Raw genomic sequence first — 25521 nt, 5'->3', positions numbered from 1 at the left:
TCGATCAGCACCTCGCCGGCCTTCGGGCCCTCGAGCTGAACCGTCATGATTTCCAGCGGCTTGCCGGCCTGAACGGCTACAGCGGCGCGTACGTCCATTTTTCTTCTCCCTCGAATTTCCGCAACTGTTCGGCGATCGTCCTGCAATCGTCAATACAACGGCAGGCGATGCGCGTAAGCTGAAAATACATGACCTATCGGAAATTTTCCTCGATCCGTTCCAGTTCGCTCTCGAGCGCCGCGATCGCTTCGCCCGTTTGCTCGTGGAGCCTTTTGACGAGCTCGAGTTGCTCGCGAAGCGCGGCATGCGAATGAGACGGCCCGTCGTCAGGGGCACGGCCGATCCCGGCAATCAGCCAGGCTGGCGTGACGCCGAGGATGGAGGCGAGCATGAAGAGCCGGTTTGTGCGGGGCTCGGCACGATCGCGCTCCCAGGCGGATATCGTTTCGCTGCGCACGCCGAGCCTGCTTGCCAGTTCCTTGATCGAAAGCCTTGCCGCGTCGCGCGCTCTCCAGATACGGCCGCCCAGCGTGTCGCCGTCTCCTGTTTGGCGCAGGCGCGCGATCACGGTTTCGGTGGATAAGCGCATAGTTCGCTCTCCTCTTCACCTGACATCTCTACCGCCCGCACGGTGACGGAATGCCTGCGGGGCGAAGCTGGGCCGAGCTTATCGGTATTCCTTCCCGGGCGGAGCACCTCGGAGCGGCATAAACACAGCCAAATGCGGCTCGTTCCGGGCCTGGCGATTCTCCGCTGCCGGGCGTTGAAACCGCGATGAAACAGGTTAGGCTCAGGTCCGACCTTCAGCATCGAACTGGAATCGCCCTTGAACGGATTCGCACAAACGGCCGCCGCTCCGCGCAGCGCGGTGACGCAAGGCGTGACGATCATGTTGTTCGCCATGCTCGTCCTGCCCTGCATGGATGCCATCGCGAAGTACATGGCGGTTTACGAGGGCATGTCGCCGGGGCAGGTGACCTTCTACCGCTTCTTCTTTCAGCTCGTCTCGGTCGTGCCGCTGCTGCTGACGGCGGGCGGGCTGCGGGCGATCTATCCGAAGCGGCTTTGGCCGAACCTTTTGCGCGGCGTGCTGCTTGCTTCGGCCGCCCTGCTGTTCTTCGTATCCGTGAAATACATGCCGCTTGCCGATGCCTTCGCGATCTATTTCGTCGAGCCCTTCATCCTCACCTGTCTGTCAGCACTGATCCTGCGCGAGAGGGTCGGCTGGCGGCGATGGACCGCGATCGCCGTCGGCTTCGGCGGTGCGATGATCGTCATCCAGCCGAGTTTCGCCGTCTTCGGCCCGACCGCGCTGCTGCCGATGGTCTGCGCCTTCCTGTTCGCCTGTTACCTCTTCCTCAACCGGGCGGTCGGCAGCGCCGATTCGCCGCTCGCCATGCAGACGACCGCCGGAATCGGCGGGACGCTCTTCATGGTGGCGGTCATCGCGGTCGGCAATGGCATGGGTGCAGTCGATTTCGAGCCGGCGCTGCCGCGATCGGGTCTCGGCTGGATACTCGTGATCGCTCTCGGCACGATTTCGGGATACGGCCATCTGCTCGTCGTGAAGGCCTTCCGCCTGGCGCCGCTGTCGCTGCTGGCGCCGTTCCACTATTTCGAGATCGTTTCGGCGACGGCGCTCGGGTATCTTGTGTTCGGTGATTTTCCGACGCCGTCCAGATGGCTCGGCATTGCCGTCATCGTCGGCTCCGGGCTTTTCATCATCTGGCGCGAGAGAGAAGGACGGAAGCCCGATTAACAGGAGTTCAGTTATTGGTTATCGCTGCGGGTCGGTCCGAAAACCGGCTCGAAGGCCTTCCTGATCCGTATGTCCACGTCGGACATCATAACCGGAAGACCCAGATCGACGAGGCTGGTCACGCCATAGTCGCGAATGCCGCAGGGTACGATGCCGTCGAAATGGTCGAGATCGGGATCGACGTTCAGCGAGAAGCCGTGGAAGCTTACCCACCTGCGCAACCGGATGCCGATGGCGGCGATCTTGTCCTCGGCCATCGACCCGTCGGGAAGCGGCGGCTTTTCCGGGCGGCGCACCCAGACGCCGACTCGATCCTCGCGGCGCTCACCCTTGATGTTCATCGAATCGAGCGTTGCGATGACGACGCTTTCGAGGGCGGCGACGAAACCACGAACGTCCTGGCGTCGGCGCTTCAGGTCGAGCATCACATAGACGACCCGCTGACCCGGGCCGTGATAGGTGTATTCGCCGCCGCGACCGGTTGCAAATACGGGGAAGCGTTCGGGCGTTACCAAGTCGATGTCGTTCGCACTTGTTCCGGCGGTGTAGAGGGGCGGGTGCTCGACCAACCAGACCAGTTCGTCGGCCGTGCCGTCCGCTATCGCGGCCGCCTCCCGCTCCATCGTCTCGACTGCCTGTGGATAGTCGACGAGGGAGGGAGCGATGCGCCAGCGCACCGGCGGCGATTCCGGCACCGCAAACATGGTCTGGCTGAGATTTTCACGCTGCATGGGAAAGCCCGTTTGGTAATTTTTTCCGGCCTGTACATGGGGCCGCGCGCGGCAAGAGTCCAGCGTTTCCAGTGCTTCGCGGAGGGGGCGGGGAAATAGTTCCGTTTCCCGTCAAATTTCTGTCGTCTTACCCTTGTGCACCCTGAATCCTTTTGCTACATGCAGCCCCGCCGACGCAATCGGCACCTACCACGATGCGGTCGTGGCGGAATTGGTAGACGCGCAGCGTTGAGGTCGCTGTGGGGCAACCCGTGGAAGTTCGAGTCTTCTCGACCGCACCATCAAGATTAAGAAGGCCCCGTAACCTGATGGTTGAACGAGGTTTTTATTTTTCAGGTATTCGCCGCCGGAGGCGATCGACAGGCTCGGTTGCCAAATCGCCGCGGCGCGCACTGCTCCCTCCGGGCGTCGTTTCCCTCCCGGAATCGTTAGACAGCGCCCGGCTAGGCTACTCACGATGTCACCGTCCCTACACAACATTGTTTACCGCTAAATTCGTGAAATCCTAAAAAAAAAGTCGGCGAAAGGCCGGGTTTTGGTTATGCTCTTATTGTCATGACGGATTCGCGAGAAGCGCCGGCATGATGGGGTGACAGAGCGACGAGTCTTGCGGAATGGCGTCCTCGATCCTTGGATTAAGGCGCCGATCGATCGGTCCCGAACTGATGTGCGGATGTCGTCGTGAGCTGCTGCTTCGGCATCCGCTTGTAGTGCCGGTTAAGAAGGAACTTTGAAGTCAGGAAACCGTTCACTTGAAGCAATAGCCGATTGGCAGCGATCCCGGTTCAACCAAGCGGCTTGCCGCGGGAGAGCACGATGCAAAGGAGTGAATCTGACGTCTTCGACCTCTTTTCGGAGATCTATTCGAGTGCAGCGCAAGAAGAGATAAGTCTACAGGAATATCTCCTCGCATGTCGCGACGACAAGAGCATGTATGCCACCGCGCAGGAGCGGATGGTGGATGCCATTGGAGAGCCGGTTCTCGTCGATACCAGTGCTGACGAGCGTCTCGGCCGAATCTTCGCCAACCGAACCATCAAAATTTATCCGGCCTTCTCCGATTTCTTCGGCATGGAAGACACGATCGAGCGGATCGTCGGTTACTTCCGCTACGCTGCCCAGGGTCTCGAGGAGCGCAAGCAGATTCTCTACCTGCTCGGTCCGGTCGGCGGCGGTAAGTCGTCGCTTGCGGAGCGGCTGAAGAAGCTCATGGAGCAGCGGCCGATCTATACGCTCATGGTCGACGGCAAGATCAGCCCGGTCTTCGAGTCGCCCCTGGGCCTGTTTCACCCCGAGCGCATGGCCGACCTGCTCGAGGACAAATACGGTATCGCAAGGCGACGGCTGACCGGCCTGATTTCGCCCTGGGCCTCAAAGCGGCTCGACGAGGTCGGCGGCGACATATCGAAATTCAGCGTCGTCAAGCTGACCCCCTCGCGCCTGCGTCAGATCGGCATCGCCAAGACAGAGCCCGGCGACGAGAACAACCAGGACGTCTCCTCGCTGGTCGGTAAGGTCGACATCCGGCAGCTGGAAAATTACAGCCAGGCGGACCCGGATGCCTATTCCTATAGCGGCGGCCTCAACCGCACCACGCAGGGCCTGCTGGAATTCGTGGAGATGTTCAAGGCCCCGATCAAGGTCCTGCACCCGCTGCTGACGGCGACCCAGGAGGGCAGCTACAACGGCACGGAAAACTTCGGTGCCTTCCCCTATCAGGGCACGATCCTGGCGCACTCCAACGAATCGGAGTGGCTGCAGTTCAAGAACAATCGCAACAACGAGGCGTTCCTCGACCGCATTCTGGTGGTCAAGGTTCCCTATTGCCTGCGCGTCACCGAAGAGAAGATGATCTATGAGAAGCTTCTCCGCGAGAGCGAACTCTTCAACAATCCGTGCGCGCCCGAGGTGCTGGAGATCCTGAGCCGCTTCACGGTTTCCACCCGGCTCGTCCCCCATGAGAACTCGTCGCTCTACACGAAGATGCGTGTCTATGACGGCGAGAACCTCAAGGATGTCGATCCGAAGGCGCGCTCGGTCCAGGAATATCGCGATGCCGCCGGCGTCGACGAAGCCATGACCGGTGTCAGCACGCGCTTCGCCTTCAAGGTCCTGTCGGAAACCTTCAACTACGATACGAAGGAAGTCTCGGCCGATCCCGTCCACCTGATGTACATCATGGAACAGGCCATCAAGCGCGAGCAGTTCGCGAAGGAGACGGAAGCGGCCTATCTCGACTTCATCAAGTCGGAACTCGCCAGCCGCTATGCCGAGTTCATCGGCCATGAAATCCAGAAAGCCTATCTGGAATCCTACAGCGAGTACGGCCAGAACCTCTTCGACCGCTACATCGCCTATGCCGACGCATGGCTCGAGGACCAGGACTTCAAGGACCCCGACACGGGGCAGATCCTTAACCGCAAAATCCTCGACAGCGAGCTGTCGCAGATCGAAAAGCCGGCGGGCATTGCCAACCCGAAGGACTTCCGCAACGAGGTCGTCAAGTTCACCCTACGGGCTCGCGCCAAGAATCATGGGCGCAACCCCTCCTGGACGAGCTACGAGAAGCTCAGGGAAGTCATCGAGAAGCGCATGTTCGGTCAGGTCGAGGACCTGCTGCCGGTGATCAGCTTCGGTTCCAAGAAGGACAGTGCGACCGAGAAGCAGCATGCCGAATTCGTCCAGCGCATGAAGGAGCGCGGCTACACCGAACGGCAGGTGCGTCGATTGGTCGACTGGTACATGCGCGTCAACAAGGCGGGCTGAGGTGCGGTTAGCAGGGGGCAGCATATGCCGAACTTTATCGACCGCCGCCTTAACCCGAAGGACAAGAGTCTCGGTAACAGGCAGCGCTTCCTGAAGCGCGCGCGCGAGGAACTGAAGCGGGCCATCAAGGAACAGGTCAAGTCGGGCAAGATCGCCGACGTCGATGCTGATCACAACGTTTCGATGCCCGCCCGCGGCGTCAGCGAGCCGACCTTCCAGCCGGCCGGCGATACCGGCGAAAGGAAATATGTCCTGCCCGGCAATCGAGAGTTCGCGGCGGGCGATCGTCTGCCGAAGCGGGCTTCCGGCGGCGGTGCCACCGGCGCCGGCGCCGGAACCGGGCGGAGCGAGGACGAATTTCAATTCGTCCTGTCGCGCGAGGAGGTGCTCGATCTCTTCTTCGAGGACCTGGAACTTCCCGACATGGTGAAGCTCAACCTCAAGGAGTCCGTCGCCTTCAAACGGCGCCGCGCCGGTTTTGCCGCGACCGGCTCCCCCACGAATATCAACGTCGGCCGTACGATGCGCAACAGCTTCGGCCGCCGCATCGCCCTGCACCGGCCGGGGCGAAAGGAAATGGAGGCGATCGCGGCGGAGATCGCCAGGTTGGAGGCGGAGCCGAAGGCAAGTACGAAAGACCAGCAGCGCCTCGGGGAACTGCGTGAGGCGCTGGAAAAGCTGGAGCGCCGGCGCCGGCGCATTCCCTATGTCGATCCGGTCGACATCCGCTTCAACCGCTTCGAGCCGCAGCCGCTGCCGAATGCCAGCGCCGTGATGTTCTGCCTTATGGATGTTTCCGCTTCCATGGGCGAACGCGAGAAGGACCTTGCGAAGCGCTTCTTCGTGCTGCTGCACCTTTTCCTGAAGCGGCGCTACGACAGGATCGACATCGTCTTCATTCGCCACACGGACGAGGCGGGCGAGGTGGATGAGAACACCTTCTTCTACAGCAAGCAGAGCGGCGGCACGATTGTCTCGACGGCGCTCGAGGAGATGCTCCGGGTCATTCGAGAGCGCTATCCGGCCCGCGAATGGAACATCTATGCCGCCCAGGCTTCGGACGGCGAGAACATCTCAGGCGACTCGGAGCGGTGCGCGTCGCTGCTGCACGATGATTTAATGCGGCTCTGCCAGTATTACGCCTATGTCGAGATCATCGACGAGCGCGAGACGGAGATTTTCGGCACCACCGACAACGGCACCTCGCTCTGGCGCGCCTATCGCACGGTCGATGGCGAATGGCCGAATTTCCAGATGACCCGCATCGCCAAGCCAGCGGACATTTATCCCGTCTTCCGGAAACTCTTCGGCAAACAGCCGGCTGTGCAAGCGCGTTAGGGAGGGGCGACCGGGATGCCAAAAAAGGGTGCGGCTTCAAACCTGCTGTTTCAGGGCTCCGACTGGAATTTCGAGACGCTTTCGCGCACCTACGATGCGATCGAGACCGTCGCGCTCGATGATCTCGGGCTCGACGTTTATCCCAACCAGCTCGAGATCATCTCTTCCGAACAGATGCTCGACGCCTATTCTTCCGTCGGCATGCCGCTGATGTACCAGCACTGGTCCTTCGGAAAGCGCTTCGTCTTCGAGGACCACCTTTATCGCAGGGGCAGGCGCGGCCTTGCCTATGAGCTGGTCATCAACTCCAATCCCTGCATCACCTACCTGATGGAAGAAAACACCATGGCCATGCAGGCCCTGGTGACGGCGCACGCGGCCTTCGGCCACAACCATTTCTTCAAGAACAATTACCTGTTCCGGCAATGGACCGATGCCAGCGCCATACTGAGCTACATGGAGTTCGCCAAGAAATACATCACCAAATGCGAGGAGCGCTACGGAACCACCGCCGTGGAGGCCATCCTCGACTCCGCCCATGCGCTCATGGATCAGGGCGTCTTCCGCTACCGCCGGCCGCCGAGGCTGTCTTCCGAAAAGGAGCGGGAGCGGATGCGCGAAAGGCTGGAATACGAGGAGCAGACCTATAGCGACCTGTGGCGGACGCTGCCGACGACAAGCGAGAGCAGTGATCCGGACGCCGTCGAGCGGGACGTTTCGGAGCGCAAGAAGGCGCTCAACCTGCCGGATGAGAATCTGCTCTACTTTCTCGAGAAGACCAGCCTGATTCTCGAACCGTGGCAGCGCGAAATCCTGCGGATCGTCCGCGTCATCGCCCAGTATTTCTATCCGCAGCGGCAGACCAAGGTGATGAACGAGGGATGCGCGACCTTTGTTCACTACACGATCATGAACACTCTCTTCGACCAGGGGAGAATAACCGAAGGCGCGATGCTGGAGATCCTCCAGAGCCACACCAATGTCGTCTTCCAGCCCTCCTTCGACGATCCGCGCTTTCCCGGGATCAACCCCTATGCGCTCGGCTTCGCCATGATGCAGGACATCGAGCGGATCTGCGTCGATCCGACGTCCGAAGACCGCGACTGGTTTCCCGACATCGCAGGCAGCGGCAACTGGCGCGAGACGCTGCTGGATGCCTGGGCAAACCACCGCGACGAGTCCTTCATCCTGCAATATCTGAGCCCGGCGCTGATCCGCAAATTCAGGCTGTTCCTGCTGTCGGACGAGGCGGACGAGAAGTATTGCGAGGTCGCCTCGATCCACAACGAGCGCGGTTACGAGGCAATCCGGGCGGCGCTTGCGCGAAGCTACGACATTGGCGCCAACCAGCCGGACATTCAGGTCATGGACGTCGACCTTCTGGGTGATCGCCACCTCCGGCTGCAGCACAATGTCAAGAACGGCATCCTTCTCGAGGAGTCCAGCCGCGATGCGACCCTGCGGCATGTTCGCCATCTGTGGGGTTATGAGGTCAGCCTCGCCGGCGTCGAGGCCGAAACCGGCGAGACGCTCTACGAGTGCTCGACAGCGGATATAGAGGAAGATTAGCCGACGCGTTGCCCGCAAAGCGCATTCGCGACGATCTTGGATGAGATCGTCGCGAATGCCGGCCGATCTGCGGTCACTTCTCGGTGCCGTCGGGCGCGACTTGCTGCACTTCTCCGCCGGTCCCGGTTTGCGCTGTCGGGTCCCGGTCGGTCGGCGCCGGGATCGCCGGCGTGGACTGATCCTGATTGACGCTGCCCGTTTGCTCGGTGGAAGGTCCGGGCTGCATCTGTTCCGTTTCCGCCGTCTGATCGCTGTCGATGGCTTCGCCCCAGATTGCGACCGCACCCCAAGCGACGAAGGCTAGCAGGAGCCCGCCGAGGAGTACTGCCAATATCGCCGTGCCGCTGCGGCCCTGCTTTGCCTCCGCAGCCGAAAATCTCTTTCTCTCGGGGTCGTGCGTAGCACTTGTCGGATCGCCGCGTTCATCGAGATATTTAGCCATGGCATCTCTCCTTGGTTTTGTCCCTGGAGAACGGGCTTGGCATCGCAATGTTCCGAGAGGATCAGTCGCCGAGGGAATCGACCACGCTGCGGCGGATGAGCTTGTAGGTGTGGTCGGGCTGGACCTCGTAGGTCTCGTAAACCGTTCTGCCCTCGTGCAGGAACCGGTTCTGGATCTTCGTGCCCGGTGCCGCCTGGGTCTTCCGCGACGAGGCCGACTCCCCATAGGTGAGGCTTCCGGGGAGCGGCTCGAGATCGGGCGTGGCGGTGCAGCCTGCAAGCGCCGCGGCGCAGAGGAGGGTGAGACGCAGATATTTCATCGCATGTCCTTCGGTTTCAATTTCGCTGTCGTTTCGGCTCTTGTTTCCGATTTGCGGGATAGGGCAGGTCTCCGGCGTGAGCGACCCTATTGAAGCGTAGGCTTTCGCGCAACCGCAGGGCGCGGCCAGATCTCAGCGCAGTTTCTCGAACCGCTTCACCGCGCGATCCCGCTTCAGCCTCGACAGCCGACGGAGCCAGAAGATGCCGTCGAGCTGGTCGATCTCGTGCTGCAGGCAGACGGCCATCAGGCCGCTGGCCTCCTCCTCGCGTGTCTCGCCCGCCATCGTCTGGTAACGGACGCGAACGCTCATCGGCCGCTCCACGTCCTCGGAAATGCCGGGCATCGAGACGCTGCCCTCGCTGTGGCGCGCCGTGGCTTCCGAGTGCCAGACGACCTCAGGATTGACGAAGCAACGCGGACCCGTCTGGCGGTCCAGCTCAATCACCGTCACCCGTGTGAGGACGCCGATATGCGGGGCGGTGATGCCGATTCCGGGAGCCGCGCGCATCGTCTCGGTGAGATCGTCGACGAGGGCGTGAAGGTCATCGTCGAAACGGGTGACGATTTCGGCGCTGATCCCGAGCGTCGGATGTGGAAACCGGATGATAGGTCGAAGTGCCATGCGGATGCTCTCTTGCGTGAATGACTGCCTCGTTCTGCGTCGGACCCGGCAGCCTTACTCGTTTCACTTTTTTCATGTGCATTTGCAACAGCTTGGAGAAAAGGTCCGCGGCCCCGCGTCAACGTGTGGACCTTGGCGGAGCTTTGCGCTAGCAGGGCAATGGGCTGTCCATAGCGCAGGTTCAGGCGGCGTGTACTTCTGGAGGCGGGTCCATGAGCGATACAGGCGACGACGACCGCGGTTCCGAAGAACTCGCTGCCTTTGAGGGTTCGGACATCTATGCCGACGACGGTTCGGTCCGTTCGGATTTCCTGATGCATGTCGGTGCCGCGATCGCTGATCGCGACACGATCTATCTCCGCAAGCACGTCGCCGGCCTCCACGCGTCGGAATTGGGCGATCTGCTCGAGGCGATCCAGGCGGAACAGCGCCTGGCGCTTGTTTCCTTGCTCGGAAAGGAGTTCGACCTTGCCGCGCTGACCGAGGTCGACGAGGCGATCCGCCTCGATATCGTCGAGCACCTGCCGAACGAGCAGATCGCCGAAGCGATCGGCGAGATGGATTCCGACGACGCGGTCTACATCCTCGAGGATCTCGATCAGGAGGATCAGGAGGAGATCCTTGCCAAGCTGCCCTTCACCGAGCGCGTCCGTTTGCGGCGTTCGCTCGACTATCCGGAAAGCACCGCCGGCCGCCGCATGCAGACCGAATTCGTGGCCGTGCCGCCCTTTTGGACGGTTGGCCAGACGATCGACTACATGCGCGAAGACGACGATCTGCCCGAGAGTTTCACGCAGATCTTCGTGATCGACCCGACCTTCAAGCTGCTCGGCACCGTCGATCTGGACCGGGTGTTGCGCACCAAGCGATCGGTGAAGATCGATGCCATCATGCGCGACACCAGTCACTCGGTCCCGGCGGAAATGGACCAGGAGGAGGCGGCCCAGCTTTTCGAGCAGTACGACCTCCTGTCGGCGGCCGTCGTCGACGACAACGGACGGCTGGTCGGGGTGCTGACGATCGACGACGTCGTCGACGTCATCCAGGAGGAAGCCGAGGAGGACCTGCTGCGCCTTTCCGGCGTCGGCGACGAGGAACTGTCGGACTCCGTCGCGGAGGCGTCGCGTTCGCGCGTCCCCTGGCTGTTCGTCAATTCCATGACCGCCTGCATCTCCGCCTCGGTGATCGGCCTCTTCGATGCCACGATCCAGCAGATCGTCGCACTTGCGATCCTCATGCCGATCGTCGCCGGCATGGGTGGCAATGCCGGCTCGCAGACGATGACGGTCACAGTGCGCGCGCTCGCCACGCGCGGCCTCGACATCCACAACGCGCCCAGGATCATCCGCCGCGAGGCGGGCGTCGGCCTGTTGAACGGCATGATCTTCGGCAGCTTCATCGGCCTTGTCGCGGGATTCTGGTTTCAGGACGTCCATATCGGCGGCATCATTGCAACGGCCATGTTGATCAACATGATGGCCGCGGCGCTGGCCGGAATCCTGATCCCGCTGCTCCTCGACAAATCCGGTGCCGACCCGGCGGTCTCCTCCGCCGTCTTCGTCACGGCCGTCACGGACATCACTGGCTTCTTCAGCTTCCTCGGGATCGCCACCTGGTGGTTCCACGTCACGTGAGCCCGTTTGACTTTTACGTCAAAGTCAATGATAGTGGGTCTGTAGTTTGATGGAATGGCGGGCGTGAACAAGTACTATAGCATTACGGAATTGACGCGGGAATTCGGTATCTCCACCCGGACGCTGCGTTTCTACGAGGATGAGGGCCTCATCCATCCGGAACGCCGCGGACGCACGCGCCTGTTTCGCCCAGCCGATCGGCATCTGATCAAGGAAATTCTGCGCGGCCGGCGCATCGGCTTCACGATCGCCGAGATCCGCGAGATCATTCAGATCTACAAGGATCCGCCCGGCGAGATGGGCCAATTGCAGCTCCTGATGAAGCGCGTCGAGGAGAAGCGCGGGGAGCTACGGCAGAAGCGCAAGGATATCGACGATACGCTTGCCGAACTCGACAATGTGGAGGAATCCTGCCTGACGCGTCTCGCCGAAATCGGGGTCGGGACGTAGGAAACGCGCAGACGGTTTTGCAATCTTTCGAAAGGTGGCCGCGAGCCGCCTTTTTTCGTTCCGCCGTTCAGATCCACCGTGTCGTGTGGCGGCAATAGCGTTCGAATTCGAAGCCGAAACGCGAGAGCAGGTGCCGCTCCTCGTTGCGTACGGCGACCAGCGTCGTCAGGGCGACGGCCACGATTCCCAGCACGAAGAACCAGGGATTGAGGGTGATCAGGCCGAGGCCGACCATCGCAAAGGTATAGCCGAGATAGATCGGATTGCGGGTGAAGCGGAAAGGTCCGCCGGTGACGAGGCAGGTTGCACAGCGGTGGGGAAGCACGGCAGTGCGGCGTTCGAGGAGGGCCTTGACGGCCCAGAGATCGAGCAAGGCCGCAAGCAGGATCAGGGCGCAGCCCGCCAGCCAAGGAAGCCAGCCATGCCCGTGGGCGACCGGAATGGGGAAAACGCGGCCGACCGCCACCGCGGCCAGGGCTGCCGCGCCGTAAATTAGCGGTGGCCATGGAAAACTCAGCGGCTTGGCACGATAGGCGTTCATGTCCTAGTCCCCCGACTGCGCTTCCATTGTGCATTGAGATGCGATTCGCGCAATGCGTTCATCCGTTCGCAAGTCGATCTTCCCCTGGTTTAGATCCTCGAACAGGTTCTGCTCTTTCAATTGGTCGAGCGTGCAGCCGCAAAAGACGCTGCACGAGATGCCCGATCCGTCACGGCTGCAGGCCTGCTCGCAGCTCAGCCGATAGGCCTGTGCCGGATCCGGGACGGGGGCAGGGGCGACGAGAGAATAGGCGTAGACGAGCCCGATGAGCAGCGGCTGGTGGATGAGGTATATGGCCAGACTGTGGCGCCCGGCAATGGCGAGCGGCTTGATCCACAGCTTGCCGTTGCCCTCGTCGCTTTTCGCGGTCCGCCATCGGGCGATGAGCATTGCGTGGAACAGCTTCGCCGTGCCGAGCCCGATGAGAAAGGGGGCCAGCCACGGCAGAAGCGGAACGTAATCATTGGAGCGCGGGATCGTTTCGGACAGCCCGACCCACCAGAGCGCCGGCGCGTCGAAGAAGGCCGAGCGCAGATAGAGCGGCGCGGCGAAGGCGGCAGCGGCGGCGAGGAACGAGGCCGGCGCCGGGAGCCGCAGGAAGAGAATGCCTACGAGGCTTGCCGCCGCGATCGCATGGAGAATGCCGAAAAAGATGAAGGACTGGGGAATGGCGAAAAAGGTGGCAATGCTGATCAGCGCCGCCGCCCCGGCGATTTTGGCGAAACGCTTAAGAAACGGGCGCGCGCGGAATTTCGGACTGTGGCCGAGCACCAGGCTGTAGCCGGCGAGAAACAGGAAGCTGCTGGCGATCAGCCTGGCAAACAGCCTCCAGCCGCCCGTGCCCGCCGTGCCCGCCGCCACATAGCCGAAGAATTCCAGATCCCAAGTGAAGTGGTAGATCGCCATGGCGACGAGCGCCAGCCCGCGCAGCGCATCGAGGAGATCAATTCGGCCCCTCCGCATCACCTCCGGCTGTTCGGCGGGTGTTTCGTCGATGGTCGTCGCAGAAGTCTCAGGCATGGCGTTGCCGTTCCGTTGAGAAAGGACGCGTTCGGCAGATCGCAGACGCGTCGCGATTATGCTGAGAAGAAGACCGATTCTCGTCTTTGTCCAGCGTCGATCGTCGCTTCGCAGGCGCGAGTGAGGGCGATCTATTGCGTGTCGGCGAGCAAGGCATCGCGTGCTTCGGAGAAGAACTGCCTGCGCGTCAGCACGAAAATCACGAGGCACGTCAGTACGATGAAGACATAGGGACTGATGAACCAGCCGAGATAGCCGATCGATAGGAAGATCGCCCTCAACCCGGCATTGAAATGCTTGCCGGCGAGGATGTTCATTCTTATGGCCCGCTCGGCCGCCTGTTCTGCTATTCGACGGTCGCGCGACATATCGGCCGTCATCGGGATACCGCCCATCAGGATGGAGCAGTAGTTGAACAGCCGGTAGGACCAGCCGAACTTGAAGAAGGAGTAACCGAAGAGGCACGTCAGGCCGCCGACCTTCAGTTCGAACCCGGCCCGGCCGCCGCGAAAAATCTGCGGCAGGTCGTTGAAGATCATCTGCACCTGCTCGGTCGCCCCGAGCAGCGCAAAGCAGCCGCCGAGCGCGAAAATGGTCGTCGAGGCAAAGAAGGCGGTACCGGCTTGCAGGCCTGCGATGATCTGCGTGTCGATCATCTTCAGGTCGCGATTGAGGGAATTGCGGATCCACCGCGCCCTGTTTTCGTTCATCAGGCGGGTCAGGCTGACGCGCTTGAAATTGCGTCTTCCATCGGTCGCCCAATTGAAACTGCCCCATAGCAGGATGAAGATTGAAAGCGCGATGTAATCTTCGATTGTCATGCAGGTCTTTTGGCACGACCGTTCGAAAATGCAAGATCGCTGCGGCGCACTCAGCGGGCTCGGCGATGTCGCATGGGCAAAATCCGATGTCGGTCGGTCGCCTGACCGATTGGCATAGGATCGCTTAGGCTTTCGCCCTATATATAAGGACGATCGGGCCGCTTTCGGAAAGATTCGAGACGGTATCGATCCAATCATTACAGGGTTTTGGCCCGCACAGGCGGGGTGCTCTGTCAGGCGCTGGGGCAGGCAATTTCATGTTTCTTTCCGTCTTCGACGTTTTCAAGATCGGTATCGGTCCCTCGAGTTCGCATACGATGGGACCCATGTCGGCCGCGAACCGCTTCCTCGATCTTATCCTGTCGGACGAATGGCCGCGGCCGTCGCATGCTGCCGTCGCCGCCATCAAGGTCAGCCTGCATGGTTCGCTAGCCCATACGGGCATCGGGCACGGGACGGGGAGGGCGGTGATCCTGGGGCTGATGGGCGAGCGGCCCGATCTGGTCGACCCCGACCGGATGGATGCCATCATCGACGAGGTGGATCGGACGGGCCGCATCACTCCGCCCGGCCATCCTGCCTATCTGTTTCAGCCGAAGACCGACTTGGTTTTCGATAAGAAGGTGCCGCTGCCGGGCCACGCCAACGGCATGGCATTCTCCGCCTTCGACCGTGACGGCCGGCTGCTGCTGAAGCGGATCTATTATTCGATCGGCGGCGGTTTCGTGGTCACCGACACGGAGCTCGAAGCGATGCGGGCGACCAAGAACAAGCCAACCGGCACCAAAATCCCCTATCCCTTCGCGACTGCCCAGCAGATGCTCGATATGGCGGCGCGCTCCGGACTGACGATTGCCCAGATGAAACGGGCGAACGAGGAATGTTCGATGTCACGGGACGAACTCGATGCCGGCCTCGACCGCGTCTGGTCGGCGATGAGCGCCTGCATCGATCGCGGCCTCAGCCAGGAAGGGATCATGCCGGGTGGCCTGAAGGTCCGCCGGCGGGCCCGGGCAATTCACGACAAGTTGCAGGAGGAATGGCGCTCCAACAAGACCAACCCGCTGCTCGCCAATGATTGGCTGAGCGTCTATGCGATGGCCGTCAACGAGGAGAATGCCGCCGGCGGTCGGGTGGTCACCTCGCCGACGAATGGTGCGGCCGGCGTCGTGCCGGCGACCATCCGCTATTACCTGCATTTCCATGAGGATGCGGACCAGGCGGGCATTCGCGACTACCTGCTCACGGCGGCCGCGGTCGGCGGCATCATCAAGCACAACGCCTCGATCTCCGGTGCCGAGGTCGGCTGTCAGGGCGAGGTCGGGTCGGCTTCTGCCATGGCGGCGGCGGGACTGGCGGCCGTGATGGGCGGCACGCCGGAGCAGGTCGAGAATGCGGCCGAGATTGCCCTGGAGCACCATCTCGGCATGACCTGCGACCCGGTTGCCGGCCTCGTTCAAGTGCCGTGTATCGAGCGCAATGCGCTCGGCGCGGTGAAGGCGGTGACCGCCGCGTCGCTGGCGCTCAAGGGCGACGGCAAGCATTTCGTGCCGCTCGACGCCTGCATAGAGACGATGCGGCAGACCGGCGTCGATATGAACGACAAGTACAAGGAAACCTCAACCGGCGGTCTTGCGGTCAACGTCGTCGAGTGCTGAGGCCGAAGCGTCTTTTGTGGACGAAACGGCTCAATCCGCTTGACCACGAGCCGCGGACGGGTGTTCAAGCATTGCCATGGCTTTGCATCTCATAAAGCTCTGCGTCGGCGCAGAATCCGTCGAAGACTTGCGCGAGTGGGTCGCCCGCAAGGCTCTCGCGGCCGTCGCCGCGGGGCAGGAGCCGCACTCCTTCCATACGACCCGGATGGTGCCGAAGCGCACAGAGGACCTTCTCGCCGGAGGTTCGCTCTACTGGGTGATCAAGGGATATGTACAGGCACGCCAGCCGCTGATCGGCATCGAGACCTTCACCGACGGCGAGGGCGTTGGCCGCTGCAATCTTCTCCTCGGGGCGCAAGTGATCGAAACCGAGCTTCAGCCGCGCCGCGCTTTCCAAGGCTGGCGGTATCTGGAGCAGAAGGAGGCCCCGCGCGATCTGGCGTCGCTTTCCTCGGACGGCGGCGAAATGCCGCTCGAATTGCGCCGTGAACTGGCGGAACTCGGCCTCTTGTAACAGGCGGCGCCCGCAATCAAAGCGCTGTCTAAGCGTCAGCCGATCCGGATTCGCAAGGGATGCCGGCGACCGGCTGCGGTGACGTGCAGGTGTATTCCCGCACGCGGCTGGGTCGAGCGCCAGGCGCGGGCGCCATGCGTCAGCAGCATGGCCACCAGATCACGCGTTTTCCCTTTGGAGCGGTTGAGACCGGCATCGGCTATGCGCATGGCCGCCTCGTGCAGCGGATGCAGACCGGTGCGCAAGGGCTTTCCCTTACTTCCCGGTATCGCAGGGATGCCGGGGAAATTCTCGTTCACTGCCATGACAAACCTCGTTACGCTAAACAATTTCCGAGGAGATCGGCCGGAAAAACATCCGGCCGTGTCTGTCACTGCTGGCTGGCCCAGCAGGCGAAGCCCTTTTTCTTCAAGATCTTGCAGGCGTTGATTGCCTTGTTCTGGTCATCGAAACCACCGAAGCGTGCCCGGTAGACCTGTGCCGAACCGTCGCCGAATGCGACGGTGAACGGTGTTGCATCCCGCAGCACCTTGCCGCCTTTTTCCTTGGCATTGTCAAGGAGGGTCATGGCTTGTGCCTTGTCGGCCGTGGCACCGATCTGAATGACCCAGCCCTGCGGCTGGATGTCGGCTTGCATCCTTGCCTCTGCGCCGGCCGAAGCCTCTGCCTTGGCGACCGAATTGGTGATCTGCGTATCGACGTCGGCGGAGACGGCTGCCTGGCGGGTGAGCTTCGCGCTTTGGGCGTCGAGCGTGTTCGGCGCAACCTTGGCCGCGAGGACCGGATTGACGGAAGCGGGCTTCTCGGCTGCATAGGCCATTTCGACGCTGCCGGCGCTTTCGCCGCCGTAACGGAAATCCGGTACCGGACCGGTGTTCGGCAGGTCCGAAGCGGCGGCGACCGATGCAGCTGCCGCGACGGCTTGCACTTCGGCCTCGGCGACGGCCGTTTCCGTAACGCTCTCGACCGGCGCGGCCGGCGCTTCGGCGATCAGGTTGCCGTTGCCGCGGCGGGAGGCGGCCGGCATGTACTTGGCGACCAGCTTGCGCATCTGCGCGTCGCGAGAGCCGCCGGAGGTTCCGCCCATGACCACGGCGACGATACTGCGGCCATCGACTTGGGCGGAAGTTACCAGGTTGAAACCGGAAGCGCGCGTATAGCCGGTCTTGATGCCGTCGACGCCCCGCACATTGCCGAGGAGGCGGTTGTGGTTGCCGATGGTCTGCTTGCCAAAGCGGAAGCTGCGGGTCGAAAAGTAATCGTAATATTGCGGGAAATGCTGGCGCAGGGCGAGACCGAGCCGGGCCTGATCGCGCGCCGTGGTCTTCTGTTCCGCGTTCGGCAGACCGTTGGCGTTGCGATAGGTCGTACGCGTCATGCCGAGGGCGCGCGCCTTGTTCGTCATCATGCGGGCGAAGCGCTGTTCCGATCCGCCGAGGAGCTCGCCAAGAGCCGTCGCCGCGTCGTTGGCCGATCGCGTGACCAGCGAAAGGATCGCCTGTTCGACAGTGATCGATTTGCCGGCGCGGACGCCGAGCTTCGAGGGCGGCTCCGCCGAGGCCTTCTTGGAGAAGGGCACCGGAGTGGATTTGCTGATCCGGCCGGCCTCGAGCGCCTCGAAGGTCAGGTACAGCGTCATCATCTTGGTGAGCGAGGCAGGATAGCGCAGCTGATCCGCATCCTCGCCATAGAGCACCTTGCCGGTCTTCGCGTCGACGACGATGCCGGCATATTTCGGATTGGCGAATGCCGGCGCCGAGAGGGCCAAACTGGCGACGACGCCAGCGAGGACGAGCCGTCCTACCACTTTTGCGAAGCCGCCGAGCGGACGTTTGGCGAGATCAAAAAAAACGGATCGAGACACTGCGTTGCTCTTCATTCTTATGTCATGGGTGTCGTCCGGACGACGTCTCCGGATACGACCGTTCCCGAGACAGTATCGGGATAGCGTTACCAATCGGTTTATGATGAATGATTGGTTTCCGGGGCAGGTTGTCTTGTTCGGCTATGGCACCGCTGGCCGCATTGGCGAGCAGGCTGCCTCGACCACGACTCTTTGACAAATTCACGGCACGAGTCGGTCTCGGATGAAACTTTCCATCGAAGCATCGATTGCCTGCCATTCCGGCAGCAACTTTGCCGAGAAACGGTAGAGAATGCTGAGATCCTTGCCCGCATGAAAGTCGCGCTGGCAATCGGCGCTCGTCGAGGTCGCGGGGTTTTGCGGCAGGAGGCAGCGCAGGACAAAGGGCGGGCGTCCAGTTCGAGTGGCGGTGAAAAAGGCCTCGCCGGCATAGCTGGAACTCGGCTTGGCGTCGTATCTGGTGAGGCCCGCCGGGGCGGGCTGAGCGGTCTCCTCCAGGACGTGCCTATAGATCGGCTCGAACCGCCCCGACATATCGCGTGACATGGTGCTTTGTGCGATCTGCAGGAAGATCAGCCTTTCCGGCCGGTCGACATCGTTGAACACCTGACGGGTCTCGTCGCTGTAGCCCTCGAGCGCCGGCCATGTGAGATAGAGGTCGACCTGCTCGACGATTCCTGTTGCCCGTTGGCTGTCGAAGCGGATGACATTTGCCGGCAGACGCAGATGATCCTGTCCGATGAAGATATCGAAGCTTTCGCGGCTGGAGGTATGTCCGGCGCGCGCCAGCTTCTCGCCGAGCCACGGCGTCGACACAGAAATGGCCAGCACGAGCGCCGCCAGAAGCCCGACGGCCGCGGTGGCCTTGTAGGCGAGGCGTGGCGAAAGAAGCGGGGCAAGTTCCGGTTGGGGACTCAAGGGCTTGTTCACGAGAGGCGCCGTCCGTGGCGATGGCGTGGCCGTTTGGAGATGCACGCCCTCCATCCTTCGTCTTGCCGACTCCGGCGGTGGTCGCTTCCTGACGCTCGCGCAGCATGGTTAATTTTCGATGAAGCGCGTGCTGCGTCTCGCGCAATGAAAGAGGGCCGGTTCCGGGGACAAACGGAACCGGCCCCGCGGGGCTTGGTCTAGACGGGGACGCTGACCCAAGCCCGTGTCGCATTCATGATGGCGGCCGATTGCGGCCGGACTACTCGGTACGGATCGTGCCCACGGCAACCGCGCGGCCATCCTGCAGTTTCACCCACCGTCCGGCATTCTCCGAGGATTGGCGCTTCAGGAAGGTGTATTCGGTCTCGGACCACAGCAGGACCTTGCTGCGCATGTTGTCGAGGATGAAATCGCCTCGATCGGTACGCACCGTGAGCACAGCATGGCCGTCGCCGTTCGGCTGCAGCACGACCGTGATCAAGAGATCGGCGGGAGAAAAGCCGCTTTCGATCAGCTTGCGGCGCTTCAGGAGCACGTAGTCCTCGCAATCGCCGACGACATCCGGATAGGACCACTTCTCTTCCACGCCATTGATCTCCATGTCGGTCAGCGGCGTAATCGCCTGATTCACCTCGTAATTGACCTCGAGGATTTTCTTCCACCCTTCGCGCGTCAGCACGGCCGGGCCGCGGTCGGGACCTGTCGGCGAACATTCGGAGGAATGGCTCTTGCAGAACTCGTAGTGGCCCACGGGCGGGTTGGTCGAGCCGCCCACGCTCATGTTTGCCGGAAGGGCAAGGGCAGGGCCTGCCAGAAAGCCTGTTATCAGCGCCGCAGCGGCGAACGTCTTGGCGATTATCTTGTGCATGTTTGTCTCCCCGTTGTGGTTCAACAATGGCACAAGGCTTTTTATCGCCGGCGAATATCCGAGGTAAAAACAAGTACAAATAAGAATAGTATAAGAATAAAACAAGAATAGAATTCGAGTTGAATAAGAATAAAATACTGCTAAATTTTTATCGAGTTTTTCCCCGAGTAAACCCTGGGCACCTTGGCATGTGGTTGAAAAACCGGGGCTTTTGATCCTTGAGGCGGCTTGGCGGAGAGGTGCGGCCGGTGCGCACCATTCAGCCATCCGCGCGAGGGGATAGGCGAGATGATAGCTATAGAGTTAATCAGCGGCAGACTTGTCGTAACTGACAATTATCCAAAGAATATTTCCGCCTCAGCTTAGGTGCGTCAGTGGCAATTTCTAAAGGATCGAAGCGGAGGTCCACGGGCGAGCGCCCATGGCAGCAACCGGTGGCGGAGTACGCAGGCAAGGCGAGACCTTGGCTCGGCGCTGAGCAGCTTCGGGATGTCGGCGAAGTCTAGCGCTTTGGCGCGCTGTGTCTTGGCCTTACGGCGCCGTGCGTCCCTTCAGGACGCGCAAAGGACGCTGGAAATCTTTGAAGCTACGCATCGTGCTTTCCGAAAATCGGGTCCGATTTTCGGGCCGATACGCTAGAGGAATTCGGTCAGCGCCTCGCGCGCCTGGATCCCGGAAAACTCGATCGCCACGCCCTCCTGGAAATGGCGCACGATCCTGCCCTTCATGCCGTGGCCGAGCTTGACCGCCGTTCCTATGGCGGGGCGGACGTCGATGTCGACCGCCGCACCCGAGAGCGAAAGGTCGATGATGCGGCAGGCATATTTCTCACCGGTGTCGACGGTGAGCTCGGTGACCGTCTTGCGCGGCGCAAGCCGGTCGTGGCGCCGATCCTCCGGCAGTCCCAGTTCGTGCTTGTTGGCAATCCAGGTGAGCTGCGCGGCGAGCTTCTCGCGCTTGCGCTCGGTGGCGTTCAACTGGATGACGAAGGCATCCTCGCCGAGTCTCGATACGGTGCCTTCGAGGCGGCCGACGTGATCGATATAGGCGATGATGCGCTCGCCGGTGCGCGGCCGCGCCGCGGTCGCGAAAAGCACGTCCCCCGGCGACATGTCGACCGCGGTGCATTCATATTCGTCACGATTGGCAAGCATCAGCCGCCCCGCAAGATTTACCGAAACACGCTGAAAGGCGTTCTCCTGGTGTGGCCTCGGGCCGCTATTTTGGGCGTGCTGAAACGAGAACATGGTCACTCTGCGATCGACATATGCTTGCACGCGGAAGTATAGGCGTGGCCGGTTAATAGAAGGTTCGCCGCAGGGTTGGTTTCATGCCTCGTCAGTCACGCCTGCCGCCGTCAAGGATGCGCAAATGCGACACCTTGCGATTGTTGCGTCCGATCCATCCTGCAACGTTTGATTTTGTCGTCGCCGGTTGCCGATAGGCGTGATCGAGCGGCAGGTTTGGGGAAGCATCGGGAAGGCTGAGGCCGGTTGAGACAAGATGCGTGAGCGGCGTCATATGCAGCCAGACCGGGCGGGCGAGGGGAGAGAGCGCGCCGAGCAGACGGTCGTTCGTACCGTCGGACGATGCGAGGGGCGCAAGCAGCAGTTCAACGTCGAGTTCGTCACCGGCCCCCGTGGCGCCGCGGGCATAGAGCAGCATGGGCGTCATTTGCGTCATCACCTCTTCGGCAATACGGGCGGTTCCGTCCGCTTCCGAGTCGAGCCAGAGGTCGCCGAATTGCCCGTCGCGCAATTCTCGGCCGAACAGCGCGCAGACTCCAGTCCCCGCAAGACGAAAGCGAACGTCACGGCTTGCCTGCCTTTGAAGAATGAAAAGATCGGGCAGCAGCGAACGGATATGCGCCGGATCGATTTCGTCCCGGCGCGGAAGGTCGCGATTGCCGCGGACTGCATTCCAATACTGGAACAGCTCCATTGTCGTTCTGCTGTGCATAGGGGCGATACACTCCCTGATTAGATGGCCCTGAATGGGTGGGCGGCTGTACCGGAGTGATACAGGTGGCCGCCTCTCGCTCGGTTCTGAAATGGACGGAGCGATTTCCGTGCCACGCCGAAATTAAGGTTAACGGTCGGTTTCCCTTGCTGGCGGGGCTGCCGGCTGGCATTTCCTCCCCATCACTTCACGAAGGGTTGCCTTCGGCACATCGACTGGAGCACCGGAATTTGGGCTCGACGGCCGTTCAGTTTTTACTGGACGGCCTTTTTTTGTTTGCTTATCCCTTCGCGTGTCGTCGGTACTGCCGGACGACGGAGACACGGCCGTCATAGGCGCGTGAGCAGGAAGAGAGTGATGGAACAGGATCAGCCGGCGACACCGGTCGATGGCGAAAGCACGGTAAGCCGCAGCCGGGAACCCGCCTTCAATCTTCCGCAGGGCCTGAACTTCGTTCTCCTGTTCCTCGTGGCGATCCACGCGATCAGAACCTATGTTCTGCCGGAGACGCTGGACCAGGAAGTCATTCTCAACTTTGCTTTTCTGCCGGCGCGCTACACGATCCCGCTCGGCGAGCAGGGTCCCGTCTGGCTGTGGTCTCCCGTTACCTATTCCTTTCTCCACGGCAGTTGGGAGCATCTGATTTTCAATGTCTTCTGGATGGTTGCGTTCGGCGCGCCGGTGGTGCGGCGCATCGGCGTCGCGCGGCTCGCCCTCTTCTGGTGTCTCTCGGCTGCAGCGGCCGTCGCCCTGCACGTCGTCTTCCATTGGGGCGAGATGGCGGTGGTTGTCGGTGCCTCAGGCGTTGTCTCCGGTTTCATGGGAGCGGCGGCGCGCTTCGTCTTTTCGCCGAGCGGCCGCATCAGCCGCCAATTCGCCCATCTCAACCGCCGGCTTTCGCTCACGGAAACGCTGGGAAACCGGTCAGTATTGGTGTTCACCGGGATATGGTTCCTGACCAACTTCCTGATCGGGCTCGGCCTCTTCTCCATGGGAGGCGCGGGAAGCGTCGCCTGGGAGGCGCATATCGGCGGCTTTCTCTTCGGCTTCCTTCTGTTCGGCCTGTTCGATCCGCGCAATTGAGTCGATGGAGTGCCGCATCCTCCATCGCAGCAGGATGAAGGATTGTTTCATATTCAGGACCATCGTGATGCTCTTCGCCCGGAAGAGAGTGAAGGACGTCGCGCGAAGGCTTGATTTCATTGGAGCCCTGACGCACCATTCACCACGGTCGCCGATCACCTAACGTTAGGCGGCCGCTGAAATGACCGGGTGGGTGCGGTTCGTGTGGTGGCACGAGCGCCTTACCGGGTCGGGTTCCTGCGGCCGACTGTCCGTAAAGCATCCCCACTCGGGATGCGTGCGTAGCAGCTGATACGGCGAGAACCTCTTCCCGCGAGCCCGGTATTTGTCGCAACGGGAGATGTGTGCATGTCAGTCAAAGCAATTCTCAATGAAAAGGGCCGCAGCGTCGTAACCGTGACGCCTCAGGTGACGGTGCAGCAGGCGGCGACATTGCTCCATGACAATCATATCGGTGCCGTGGTCATCGTCGATGTCGATGATCATATCGTCGGCATTCTCACCGAACGCGACGTCGTCGCCTCCATTGCCAAATATGGTGCCGGCTGTCTCGACAAGCCGGTCTCCTCGGTCATGTGGCAGAACGTCTATTGCTGCGGCGAGGAAATGACGGTGCAGAGCCTGATGGAGATGATGAGCAAATTCCGCGCGCGCCATCTCCCGGTCGAAAGCGAGGGCCGCCTGGCGGGTATCATATCGATCGGCGACGTGGTGAAATACCATATTCGCGCCATCGAGCGGGAGACCGAAGAAATCAAGGCATACATCGCCGGCTAGAGGCGAGAGGGTCACCTCCTTCGCGCGTCCTTAAGGGCGCGCGAAACAGGCTGCGGGAGCGTCTCAAAGCACTGACGGGTTTTGGGATGCGCCTGGTTATCACTATCGGGTAAGCGCTTCCTGCATTCGCTTGATCTCGGCAAGCTTGGCTTTCGCCTCCAGGTAGCCGCGTTCGATCGCTTCGCCGGCGCGGTGAAACTCCGACAGTCCGATATCGTTGAGCTTGGGATGGAGCGCCAGATCCGGCGGGTCACCGGCCAGGCGTGCGCGCGATATGCGGTCCTGGATGATGTTGAAGGCCTGAACCATGACGCTCGTCATGCCGAGACGCGCCGAATAGGCACTGCCCGGCTTGGCGGGAGCGTCGGGGGCTTCCATGCCGGCGTTGTGCTTGACGACGGCGGAACGGCCGTAGAGATCGTAGTTGAGGTTGACGGCGACGACGAGTTGCTGCTCGTAGGCGCGGCAAACGGAGACGGGAACGGGATTGACGAGGGCGCCGTCGATGAGGGTGCGCCCATTCGCATGGATCGGTTCAAAAATCCCCGGCAGCGCATATGAAGCGCGTATCGAGGTGATCAGCGATCCCTTTTCCAGCCACACCTCGTGACCGCTGTGGACTTCCGTGGCGACTGCGATGAAGGGACGGTCGAGATCCTCGATGCTGATGTTCTCGAGGTGCTCCTGCATGCGTTTGGTGAGCCGCAGGCCACCGAAAAGGCCACCGCCGCCGATGGCGAAATCGAGCAGGCTGGCGATGCGGCGGACGGTGAGGGAACGGGCGAAGTCTTCGAGCTCGTCAAGCTTGCCGGAGAGATAGCAGCCACCGACAAGCGCGCCGATCGACGTGCCCGCGATCATGCCGACCTCGACTCCCTCTTCGTCGAGCGCTCTCAAGACGCCGATATGGGCCCAGCCGCGCGCCGCGCCGCCGCCAAGTGCTATGGCGATCTTCGGCTTCGCCGGGAGTGGGACGGGTTCAGAAGGTGTGGTCGTCAGCGATGTGCCATTGGGGCCGGACAGGTCGGCTATTTGAGTATTGCGCGTGAACGTCCAGTTCAACATCCGGCACCTCCAACACCGCCGAACCGATTAATCTGAAGCGCGCGTCTTGAAGGAGACCCCTGCCAAGCCGGCGTGGTGTCGGCCTTGTCACATTCATGGCTGAAAGACTGGCACCAGAATTGAAATTTAGCACCGAACCTGTCGCCAATGCGGCTGGCCCAGTAAACATTGGATACAATCTGCAACACAGCTCGGAACGCCGCAGTTACCGCAGGAACCGATTGTATGATAAATGATTAAGCGCCCGTTTAGTTTCTAAAGTATGAATATAACATGGGGGTGCCCCAGGAAAATCCAGATGATTTCAGCCAGGCGCTATTTTTCGGCGTAGACAAGCTTCGGATCAAAGTATCTGCGTTCATCCGAAATGGTTACTTTCGGCTCACCGCCCTCGACCCCAACCGTGCGGTAGAAGCAGGAGCGGCGTCCCGTGTGACAGGTGGCGTCATGGCCTGCAACGGTAACCTTCAGCCAGACGGCGTCCTGATCGCAATCGGTCCTGATTTCCTGGACGGCCTGCACGTTGCCGGAACTCTCGCCCTTCTTCCACAGGCTGTTGCGCGAGCGGCTGAAATAGTGGGCAATACCGGTTTCGATCGTCAGTGCCAGTGCCTCGGCATTCATATGCGCGACCATCAGCAATTCGCCGTCGCGGGCGTCGGTCACTACAGCGGTGACCAGGCCCTTCTCGTCGAAGCGGGGCGTGAAGGCCGAGCCAATCTCAAGCTCGGCCTTGTCGTTCGAGGGAGCAGCAAAAGTCAGCGTCATCGCGAAAGCGCCTTGCTGGAG

The 25521-nt window shown here is 61.5% G+C and carries 26 protein-coding genes and 1 tRNA gene; 11 read left to right on the top strand and 16 right to left on the bottom strand.

The window, feature by feature from the left end:
• Positions 1 to 193 precede the first annotated feature (193 nt).
• Positions 194 to 589: a helix-turn-helix domain-containing protein gene (locus CO656_RS20185; protein ID WP_037423255.1), complete on the bottom strand. Its 396-nt coding sequence runs from the start codon at positions 587 to 589 to the stop codon at positions 194 to 196.
• 300 nt (positions 590 to 889) lie between these two features.
• Here CO656_RS20185 and CO656_RS20175 point away from each other — a divergent pair, with 300 nt between their 5' ends.
• Positions 890 to 1759: a DMT family transporter gene (locus CO656_RS20175; RefSeq protein WP_037423280.1), complete on the top strand. Its 870-nt coding sequence runs from the start codon at positions 890 to 892 to the stop codon at positions 1757 to 1759.
• Positions 1760 to 1770: 11 nt separating this feature from the next.
• Here the strand turns inward: CO656_RS20175 and lipB are convergent, their stop codons facing one another.
• A complete protein-coding gene (lipB, locus tag CO656_RS20170; RefSeq protein ID WP_097526873.1) occupies positions 1771 to 2490 on the bottom strand; it encodes a lipoyl(octanoyl) transferase LipB in 720 nt (239 codons plus the stop codon).
• Positions 2491 to 2686: 196 nt separating this feature from the next.
• On the opposite strand from lipB, the gene CO656_RS20165 reads away from it, so the two are divergent.
• The 4 genes from CO656_RS20165 to CO656_RS20150 all read left to right on the top strand — a co-directional run bounded on the left by CO656_RS20165 (position 2687) and on the right by CO656_RS20150 (position 8163).
• Positions 2687 to 2771 (top strand) — tRNA-Leu (locus CO656_RS20165).
• Positions 2772 to 3306: 535 nt separating this feature from the next.
• Complete coding sequence (locus CO656_RS20160; RefSeq protein ID WP_037383083.1) at positions 3307 to 5256, top strand: PrkA family serine protein kinase; 1950 nt, start codon at positions 3307 to 3309, stop codon at positions 5254 to 5256.
• Between the two features lie 24 nt (positions 5257 to 5280).
• Positions 5281 to 6594, top strand: a complete 1314-nt coding sequence (locus CO656_RS20155; RefSeq protein ID WP_037423248.1) for a YeaH/YhbH family protein — start codon at positions 5281 to 5283, stop codon at positions 6592 to 6594.
• 15 nt (positions 6595 to 6609) lie between these two features.
• Entirely contained in the window at positions 6610 to 8163 is a 1554-nt protein-coding gene (locus tag CO656_RS20150; protein ID WP_037423245.1) for a SpoVR family protein, read from the top strand.
• A 73-nt stretch (positions 8164 to 8236) separates the two neighbouring features.
• Here the strand turns inward: CO656_RS20150 and CO656_RS20145 are convergent, their stop codons facing one another.
• The 3 genes from CO656_RS20145 to CO656_RS20135 all read right to left on the bottom strand — a co-directional run bounded on the left by CO656_RS20145 (position 8237) and on the right by CO656_RS20135 (position 9548).
• Complete coding sequence (locus CO656_RS20145; RefSeq protein WP_037423242.1) at positions 8237 to 8605, bottom strand: hypothetical protein; 369 nt, start codon at positions 8603 to 8605, stop codon at positions 8237 to 8239.
• A 61-nt stretch (positions 8606 to 8666) separates the two neighbouring features.
• Positions 8667 to 8924, bottom strand: a complete 258-nt coding sequence (locus CO656_RS20140) for a hypothetical protein (protein ID WP_037423239.1) — start codon at positions 8922 to 8924, stop codon at positions 8667 to 8669.
• Between the two features lie 132 nt (positions 8925 to 9056).
• Positions 9057 to 9548, bottom strand: coding sequence for a peptide deformylase (locus CO656_RS20135; RefSeq protein WP_097526872.1), 492 nt, complete (start codon positions 9546 to 9548; stop codon positions 9057 to 9059).
• 212 nt (positions 9549 to 9760) lie between these two features.
• Here CO656_RS20135 and mgtE point away from each other — a divergent pair, with 212 nt between their 5' ends.
• On the top strand, positions 9761 to 11182 hold the full coding sequence (gene mgtE / locus CO656_RS20130; protein ID WP_037423233.1) for a magnesium transporter: 1422 nt from the start codon (positions 9761 to 9763) through the stop codon (positions 11180 to 11182).
• Positions 11183 to 11236: 54 nt separating this feature from the next.
• Positions 11237 to 11632 carry a MerR family DNA-binding transcriptional regulator gene (locus CO656_RS20125; protein ID WP_179864800.1) on the top strand — a complete coding sequence of 132 codons (396 nt, stop codon included), beginning with the start codon at positions 11237 to 11239 and terminating at the stop codon, positions 11630 to 11632.
• A 67-nt stretch (positions 11633 to 11699) separates the two neighbouring features.
• Here the strand turns inward: CO656_RS20125 and CO656_RS20120 are convergent, their stop codons facing one another.
• From CO656_RS20120 to CO656_RS20110, 3 genes are all read right to left on the bottom strand, one after another.
• Positions 11700 to 12173, bottom strand: coding sequence for an isoprenylcysteine carboxylmethyltransferase family protein (locus CO656_RS20120; RefSeq protein WP_037423229.1), 474 nt, complete (start codon positions 12171 to 12173; stop codon positions 11700 to 11702).
• A gap of 3 nt (positions 12174 to 12176) precedes the next feature.
• Positions 12177 to 13136, bottom strand: a complete 960-nt coding sequence (locus tag CO656_RS20115) for a DUF1624 domain-containing protein (RefSeq protein WP_234819531.1) — start codon at positions 13134 to 13136, stop codon at positions 12177 to 12179.
• Between the two features lie 188 nt (positions 13137 to 13324).
• A complete protein-coding gene (locus CO656_RS20110) occupies positions 13325 to 14014 on the bottom strand; it encodes a DUF599 domain-containing protein (RefSeq protein WP_037423223.1) in 690 nt (229 codons plus the stop codon).
• A 257-nt stretch (positions 14015 to 14271) separates the two neighbouring features.
• Here CO656_RS20110 and CO656_RS20105 point away from each other — a divergent pair, with 257 nt between their 5' ends.
• Both CO656_RS20105 and CO656_RS20100 read left to right on the top strand, forming a co-directional pair.
• Positions 14272 to 15672: an L-serine ammonia-lyase gene (locus tag CO656_RS20105; protein ID WP_097526870.1), complete on the top strand. Its 1401-nt coding sequence runs from the start codon at positions 14272 to 14274 to the stop codon at positions 15670 to 15672.
• A 76-nt stretch (positions 15673 to 15748) separates the two neighbouring features.
• Complete coding sequence (locus tag CO656_RS20100; RefSeq protein ID WP_037423217.1) at positions 15749 to 16186, top strand: DUF1489 family protein; 438 nt, start codon at positions 15749 to 15751, stop codon at positions 16184 to 16186.
• Positions 16187 to 16221: 35 nt separating this feature from the next.
• Here the strand turns inward: CO656_RS20100 and CO656_RS20095 are convergent, their stop codons facing one another.
• From CO656_RS20095 to CO656_RS20070, 6 genes are all read right to left on the bottom strand, one after another.
• Positions 16222 to 16491, bottom strand: a complete 270-nt coding sequence (locus tag CO656_RS20095; protein ID WP_097526869.1) for a hypothetical protein — start codon at positions 16489 to 16491, stop codon at positions 16222 to 16224.
• A 65-nt stretch (positions 16492 to 16556) separates the two neighbouring features.
• Positions 16557 to 18071, bottom strand: a complete 1515-nt coding sequence (locus CO656_RS20090) for a D-alanyl-D-alanine carboxypeptidase (protein ID WP_179864804.1) — start codon at positions 18069 to 18071, stop codon at positions 16557 to 16559.
• A 180-nt stretch (positions 18072 to 18251) separates the two neighbouring features.
• Positions 18252 to 18980 carry a hypothetical protein gene (locus tag CO656_RS20085; RefSeq protein ID WP_097526891.1) on the bottom strand — a complete coding sequence of 243 codons (729 nt, stop codon included), beginning with the start codon at positions 18978 to 18980 and terminating at the stop codon, positions 18252 to 18254.
• A gap of 259 nt (positions 18981 to 19239) precedes the next feature.
• On the bottom strand, positions 19240 to 19848 hold the full coding sequence (locus CO656_RS20080; protein ID WP_037423211.1) for a transglutaminase-like cysteine peptidase: 609 nt from the start codon (positions 19846 to 19848) through the stop codon (positions 19240 to 19242).
• Between the two features lie 635 nt (positions 19849 to 20483).
• A complete protein-coding gene (locus tag CO656_RS20075) occupies positions 20484 to 21095 on the bottom strand; it encodes a PilZ domain-containing protein (RefSeq protein WP_037423208.1) in 612 nt (203 codons plus the stop codon).
• Positions 21096 to 21186: 91 nt separating this feature from the next.
• The gene (locus tag CO656_RS20070; protein WP_097526868.1) at positions 21187 to 21807 is read right to left on the bottom strand and encodes a PAS domain-containing protein; all 621 of its coding nucleotides are present in this window, start codon (positions 21805 to 21807) and stop codon (positions 21187 to 21189) included.
• Between the two features lie 357 nt (positions 21808 to 22164).
• On the opposite strand from CO656_RS20070, the gene CO656_RS20060 reads away from it, so the two are divergent.
• Positions 22165 to 22890, top strand: a complete 726-nt coding sequence (locus tag CO656_RS20060; protein WP_097526889.1) for a rhomboid family intramembrane serine protease — start codon at positions 22165 to 22167, stop codon at positions 22888 to 22890.
• A 348-nt stretch (positions 22891 to 23238) separates the two neighbouring features.
• Positions 23239 to 23667 carry a CBS domain-containing protein gene (locus CO656_RS20055; protein WP_037423202.1) on the top strand — a complete coding sequence of 143 codons (429 nt, stop codon included), beginning with the start codon at positions 23239 to 23241 and terminating at the stop codon, positions 23665 to 23667.
• A 102-nt stretch (positions 23668 to 23769) separates the two neighbouring features.
• On the opposite strand, the gene CO656_RS20050 is transcribed toward CO656_RS20055, so the two are convergent.
• Both CO656_RS20050 and hisI read right to left on the bottom strand, forming a co-directional pair.
• Positions 23770 to 24732, bottom strand: a complete 963-nt coding sequence (locus CO656_RS20050; protein ID WP_037423199.1) for a patatin-like phospholipase family protein — start codon at positions 24730 to 24732, stop codon at positions 23770 to 23772.
• Positions 24733 to 25047: 315 nt separating this feature from the next.
• On the bottom strand, positions 25048 to 25500 hold the full coding sequence (gene hisI, locus CO656_RS20045) for a phosphoribosyl-AMP cyclohydrolase (RefSeq protein WP_037383125.1): 453 nt from the start codon (positions 25498 to 25500) through the stop codon (positions 25048 to 25050).
• Positions 25501 to 25521 lie beyond the last annotated feature (21 nt).

It is taken from the genome of Sinorhizobium sp. FG01 (assembly GCF_002531875.1).
Classification (GTDB): domain Bacteria; phylum Pseudomonadota; class Alphaproteobacteria; order Rhizobiales; family Rhizobiaceae; genus Sinorhizobium; species Sinorhizobium fredii_C.
The sequence above is the reverse complement of the archived record's forward strand: the minus strand, read 5'-3'. Positions and strand labels throughout refer to the sequence as shown.

What these genes read in the sequence shown, in the direction of transcription:
- CO656_RS20185 (WP_037423255.1), bottom strand. Translation starts at nt 589, where the DNA reads ATGCGCTTATCCACCGAAACCGTGATCGCGCGCCTGCGCCAAACAGGA.
- CO656_RS20175 (WP_037423280.1), top strand. Translation starts at nt 890, where the DNA reads ATGTTGTTCGCCATGCTCGTCCTGCCCTGCATGGATGCCATCGCGAAG.
- lipB (WP_097526873.1), bottom strand. Translation starts at nt 2,490, where the DNA reads ATGCAGCGTGAAAATCTCAGCCAGACCATGTTTGCGGTGCCGGAATCG.
- CO656_RS20160 (WP_037383083.1), top strand. Translation starts at nt 3,307, where the DNA reads ATGCAAAGGAGTGAATCTGACGTCTTCGACCTCTTTTCGGAGATCTAT.
- CO656_RS20155 (WP_037423248.1), top strand. Translation starts at nt 5,281, where the DNA reads ATGCCGAACTTTATCGACCGCCGCCTTAACCCGAAGGACAAGAGTCTC.
- CO656_RS20150 (WP_037423245.1), top strand. Translation starts at nt 6,610, where the DNA reads ATGCCAAAAAAGGGTGCGGCTTCAAACCTGCTGTTTCAGGGCTCCGAC.
- CO656_RS20145 (WP_037423242.1), bottom strand. Translation starts at nt 8,605, where the DNA reads ATGGCTAAATATCTCGATGAACGCGGCGATCCGACAAGTGCTACGCAC.
- CO656_RS20140 (WP_037423239.1), bottom strand. Translation starts at nt 8,924, where the DNA reads ATGAAATATCTGCGTCTCACCCTCCTCTGCGCCGCGGCGCTTGCAGGC.
- CO656_RS20135 (WP_097526872.1), bottom strand. Translation starts at nt 9,548, where the DNA reads ATGGCACTTCGACCTATCATCCGGTTTCCACATCCGACGCTCGGGATC.
- mgtE (WP_037423233.1), top strand. Translation starts at nt 9,761, where the DNA reads ATGAGCGATACAGGCGACGACGACCGCGGTTCCGAAGAACTCGCTGCC.
- CO656_RS20125 (WP_179864800.1), top strand. Translation starts at nt 11,237, where the DNA reads ATGGCGGGCGTGAACAAGTACTATAGCATTACGGAATTGACGCGGGAA.
- CO656_RS20120 (WP_037423229.1), bottom strand. Translation starts at nt 12,173, where the DNA reads ATGAACGCCTATCGTGCCAAGCCGCTGAGTTTTCCATGGCCACCGCTA.
- CO656_RS20115 (WP_234819531.1), bottom strand. Translation starts at nt 13,136, where the DNA reads ATGCGGAGGGGCCGAATTGATCTCCTCGATGCGCTGCGCGGGCTGGCG.
- CO656_RS20110 (WP_037423223.1), bottom strand. Translation starts at nt 14,014, where the DNA reads ATGACAATCGAAGATTACATCGCGCTTTCAATCTTCATCCTGCTATGG.
- CO656_RS20105 (WP_097526870.1), top strand. Translation starts at nt 14,272, where the DNA reads ATGTTTCTTTCCGTCTTCGACGTTTTCAAGATCGGTATCGGTCCCTCG.
- CO656_RS20100 (WP_037423217.1), top strand. Translation starts at nt 15,749, where the DNA reads ATGGCTTTGCATCTCATAAAGCTCTGCGTCGGCGCAGAATCCGTCGAA.
- CO656_RS20095 (WP_097526869.1), bottom strand. Translation starts at nt 16,491, where the DNA reads ATGGCAGTGAACGAGAATTTCCCCGGCATCCCTGCGATACCGGGAAGT.
- CO656_RS20080 (WP_037423211.1), bottom strand. Translation starts at nt 19,848, where the DNA reads ATGCACAAGATAATCGCCAAGACGTTCGCCGCTGCGGCGCTGATAACA.
- CO656_RS20075 (WP_037423208.1), bottom strand. Translation starts at nt 21,095, where the DNA reads ATGTTCTCGTTTCAGCACGCCCAAAATAGCGGCCCGAGGCCACACCAG.
- CO656_RS20070 (WP_097526868.1), bottom strand. Translation starts at nt 21,807, where the DNA reads ATGCACAGCAGAACGACAATGGAGCTGTTCCAGTATTGGAATGCAGTC.
- CO656_RS20060 (WP_097526889.1), top strand. Translation starts at nt 22,165, where the DNA reads ATGGAACAGGATCAGCCGGCGACACCGGTCGATGGCGAAAGCACGGTA.
- CO656_RS20055 (WP_037423202.1), top strand. Translation starts at nt 23,239, where the DNA reads ATGTCAGTCAAAGCAATTCTCAATGAAAAGGGCCGCAGCGTCGTAACC.
- CO656_RS20050 (WP_037423199.1), bottom strand. Translation starts at nt 24,732, where the DNA reads ATGTTGAACTGGACGTTCACGCGCAATACTCAAATAGCCGACCTGTCC.
- hisI (WP_037383125.1), bottom strand. Translation starts at nt 25,500, where the DNA reads ATGACGCTGACTTTTGCTGCTCCCTCGAACGACAAGGCCGAGCTTGAG.